This is a genomic window from Flavobacterium sp., assembly GCF_040382755.1.
Lineage (GTDB): Bacteria > Bacteroidota > Bacteroidia > Flavobacteriales > Flavobacteriaceae > Flavobacterium.
Genome location: NZ_JBEIET010000153.1, coordinates 1 through 3998 on the forward strand (window position 1 = coordinate 1; position 3998 = coordinate 3998).

A 3998-nucleotide genomic window follows, 5' to 3' on the forward strand; every position below is an offset into this window, starting at 1 on the left:
CTTATAAATATATAAGAAACTGTAGTTTATTAGATGTTTCTCATTTAAAATCCGTTTTAGATGTTCCTGAAAGCGACCTATTAAAGCATTTTATTTTATTTCACTCATGAGAATAATATCAGGAAAATATAAAGGTAGACGATTACAAGCACCAAAGAATTTGCCCGTTCGTCCTACTACCGATATGGCCAAAGAAGCTTTATTTAATATTCTAAATAATCATTTTAATTTTGGAGAATTAAAAATATTAGATTTGTTTTCGGGTACAGGTAATATTGCTTATGAATTTGCCTCTCGTGGTGCCACGCCTCTTGTAGCAGTAGATGCAGATATGGGTTGTGTAAATTACATACGAAAAATTGCTACTGAATTTGACTTTGATATCACGCCTATTAAAAGTGATGTTTTTGCATTTTTACAAAAACACAAAGGAAGTTACGACATAATTTTTGCAGACCCACCGTATCATATTGATCAAAAAGATTTTGAAAAAATACCCGTTTTGATTTTTGAAAATGATATTTTAGACGAAGAAGGAATGTTAATTATTGAACATTCGAAAGATACGAAATTAGAACATTTGGATAATTTTTCGTTTGCAAGAACGTATGGCGGTACAACTTTTAGCTTTTTCGAATTAGTAAGTGACGAAGACGAATTGGACGCAGTTACTGAAGATGACGAAAATGACGAATCCGAATAAGCACCATTAAGGCGATAAACGGTCTATTTTCCAACTGAAATCAGCTTCTAATTTATAACGAATTCTATCGTGTAAACGATTGGCTCTTCCTTGCCAAAATTCCACTTCAACGGGTTTTACTAAAAATCCACCCCAATTTTCTGGTCGTTTAATTTCAGAACCTGAAACTTCTGTTTCTAAGTTTTTTAATTTTTCATCTAAAAAAGCTCTTGATGGAATTATTTCACTTTGATTCGATACAATAGCTCCCAACTTACTACCTTCAGGACGAGAATCAAAATAAGTATCTGAAACTTGTGATGTAGTTTTCTCAGCTATTCCTTTAATGATTACTTGGCGTTCTAATATCGGCCAAAAGAATGAAATACAAACATTTGGATGTTGTAAAATGGCTTTTCCCTTTTCTGAATTATAATTGGTGTAAAATATAAAACCTTCTTCATTGAATTTTTTCAGAAGCACTACCCTGCTTTTTGGAAAACCATCTAAACCAATAGAAGATACTGTCATAGCGTTTACTTCACCATTTTCCTGTTCTTCGGCTTCATAAAACCATTTATGAAACAATTGAATCGCGTCATCAGGAATGGTGTTTTCTAATAATTCGCTTTTGTCGTATGATTTTCTATAATCGGATAAATCTTTCATTTTTTTTGGGTAAAGGGTGAAGGGTTAAAGGTTTTGGGTTTCTCTGTCAATCTTTGTGAATCTCTGTGTAATAAGATTAAAATTCAAATTCTAAACCATCGTCTGCTAACAACACATTATCAAATATTTCTTGGGCTTCGGTTCTGAATAATTCAATATTTCCGTATCGAGTTGAATAATGCCCTAATAATAAATGTTTTACGTCTGCTAATTTAGCAATTTTTGCGGCTTGTTTAGCAGTTGTGTGCATAGTTTTTTCAGCTAAATGACTTTCGCTTTCTAAAAACGTGCTTTCGTGATATAAAACCGTTACATTTTTAATTATCGAAATTACATCTTCATTATACACTGTATCCGAACAAAACGCATAACTTTTAGCTTCTTCAGGATCAAATGATAATTCTGAATTGGGTATTATTCTTCCATCTTCTAATGTAATATCGCCGCCTAATTTTATTTTATTGTAATATAATTTTTCAATATTATAATTTAAGATGGCATCAATGTTTAGTTTACGCTCAGTATTTTTTTCTTCGAATAAATAACCATTGGTGTACACTCTATGTTTTAGTGGTATTGTAATGACTTTTACTTTTTCATCTTCGTAAATAACTTCGCTTTCTTTGGAAGTTAATTCGTGAAAAAATAAATTGTAAGAAGTATATGCATTACCTAACTTCAAAAGCAACAAAATGGCTTCTTTAATGCCTTTCGGACCATAAATATGTAAATCTTTTTCTCTACCTAATAACATAAAAGTAGAAATTAATCCAATTAAACCAAAAAAATGGTCACCGTGTAAATGGGAAATGAAAACATGTTCAATTTGTGAAAACTTAATTTTGTGTTTACGCAATTGCACTTGTGTGCCTTCACCGCAATCTATTAAGAACATATGACTTTTAATCTCTAAAACTTGCGATGTAGGATTGGTTATAGTTCTTGGAGTTGCGGCATAACAGCCCAATATTTTTATTTTCAAAACGAAATTAGTGTTGTTTTTGTTTTTTGTTTTCGTTGTAAATATTCATAGAAAAAAGAAAAATCAAAAGTACATTTGAAATTAATCTAAACCATTCAACTTTATTTTCTTGGAAAGAAATAATTAAATTTAACACCAATAAAATAATGGCTAATACTAAGAAAAACAAGTTAAATTTAGCTCTATTTGTCATTATTTATTGTTTTCTATTTTACTTAGTTTGATGATTTGCAGAATCATACTAAATGCTAATAATACATTTGCAGAAATTGCCAAAAAATTATATTCATTGGTTTTTAATCCAGAAAATATAAGCATTGCGCTCATAAAGGTAAATCCAAACAATAAGCCCGTTAAAATGTATATTTTAGTTTGATTGGAAATTTTCATAATTAAAATCCTAAGTCGCGTTCAATTTCTTCCATTTCAATAATATCGTGCGCTTCAAGTAACGAAGGAACGGTAGTAATTGAAGTTGGAACTTTATTAAATTCAATATCCGTAGCAACAACTACAAAAGATTTTTTGTTTTTTTTATGAGCTTTTGCTAAATCTGAAAATTGCTTTAAGTTACTTATTTCAAATGATTTATCGTGTGTAATATCAATTATTAAATTAACTGATTTATACGAATTATATTGTTCAGTTAATTTTTGTAAAAACACTTCAAAACTACTTTCAGTATCTTTAATTATGGTAGTATGACCTTTCTGTTCTACTTTCATTTGAACTAATTTTTAATCTTACTCGCTAATAAATAAATAACTGCCATTCTCACCGCTACACCATTTTCTACCTGATCTAAAATAACCGAATGATTTCCATCTGCCACATCAGAAGTAATTTCTACCCCACGGTTTATAGGTCCTGGATGCATAACTACAATTTCTTTATTCAGGTTATTTAATATTTCATTTGTTAGTCCAAATTGCTGCGTATATTCTCGTGTATTTGGAAAATAACTTACATCCAGTCTTTCATTCTGCACACGTAACATATTTGCTACATCGCACCATTCCAATGCTTTTATTAAATTGGGTTCGTAAGTTACTCCTAAAGAATTGATATATTGAGGAATCAACGTTTTAGGTCCGCAAACCTTCACTTCTGCACCTTGCATTTGTAGAGCAAAAATATTGGATAGCGCCACTCTACTATGTAAAATATCACCAACAATTACTATTTTTTTACCAGCAACTTCGCCTAATTTTTCACGAATGGTATAACTATCTAATAAGGCTTGTGTAGGGTGTTCGTGTGCGCCATCACCAGCATTTACAATACTTGCTTTAACGTGTTGTGCTAAAAAATGTGCAGCTCCTGGCGAACTATGACGCATAACCACCATATCCACTTTCATAGCTAAAATATTATTTACGGTATCAATTAGCGTTTCTCCTTTTTTAACTGAAGATTGACCTGAAGAAAAACTCATTACATCGGCTGAAAGTCGTTTTTGAGCCAATTCGAAAGATAATTTAGTTCGTGTACTGTTTTCGAAAAAGATGTTAGCAATAGTAATGTCTTGTAAAGAAGGTACTTTTTTTATAGGACGATTGATTACTTCTTTAAACTGATCAGCGGTTTCAAGAATTAAATTAATATCATTGGTATTGATGTACTTTATTCCTAATAAATGATTGACGCTTAATTCTTTCATTTTAA

General features: G+C 30.8%; 6 protein-coding genes. 1 reads left to right on the forward strand and 5 read right to left on the reverse strand.

Translation table 11 applies throughout. From position 1 onward, the window contains the following. Positions 1–106: 106 nt before the first annotated feature. Complete coding sequence (gene rsmD, locus ABWO04_RS10280; protein WP_291242785.1) at positions 107–703, forward strand: 16S rRNA (guanine(966)-N(2))-methyltransferase RsmD; 597 nt, start codon at positions 107–109, stop codon at positions 701–703. Between the two features lie 6 nt (positions 704–709). Here the strand turns inward: rsmD and pdxH are convergent, their stop codons facing one another. From pdxH to ABWO04_RS10305, 5 genes are all read right to left on the reverse strand, one after another. Beyond that, complete coding sequence (gene pdxH / locus ABWO04_RS10285; RefSeq protein WP_353079619.1) at positions 710–1351, reverse strand: pyridoxamine 5'-phosphate oxidase; 642 nt, start codon at positions 1349–1351, stop codon at positions 710–712. A gap of 76 nt (positions 1352–1427) precedes the next feature. Further along, positions 1428–2333: a ribonuclease Z gene (locus ABWO04_RS10290; RefSeq protein WP_353079620.1), complete on the reverse strand. Its 906-nt coding sequence runs from the start codon at positions 2331–2333 to the stop codon at positions 1428–1430. Positions 2334–2525: 192 nt separating this feature from the next. After that, positions 2526–2723 carry a hypothetical protein gene (locus tag ABWO04_RS10295; protein WP_353079621.1) on the reverse strand — a complete coding sequence of 66 codons (198 nt, stop codon included), beginning with the start codon at positions 2721–2723 and terminating at the stop codon, positions 2526–2528. Positions 2724–2725: 2 nt separating this feature from the next. Continuing rightward, positions 2726–3058, reverse strand: a complete 333-nt coding sequence (locus ABWO04_RS10300; protein ID WP_353079622.1) for a ribonuclease Z — start codon at positions 3056–3058, stop codon at positions 2726–2728. Between the two features lie 5 nt (positions 3059–3063). Continuing rightward, positions 3064–3993, reverse strand: a complete 930-nt coding sequence (locus ABWO04_RS10305) for an aspartate carbamoyltransferase catalytic subunit (protein ID WP_353079623.1) — start codon at positions 3991–3993, stop codon at positions 3064–3066. Between the last annotated feature and the right edge of the window lie 5 nt (positions 3994–3998).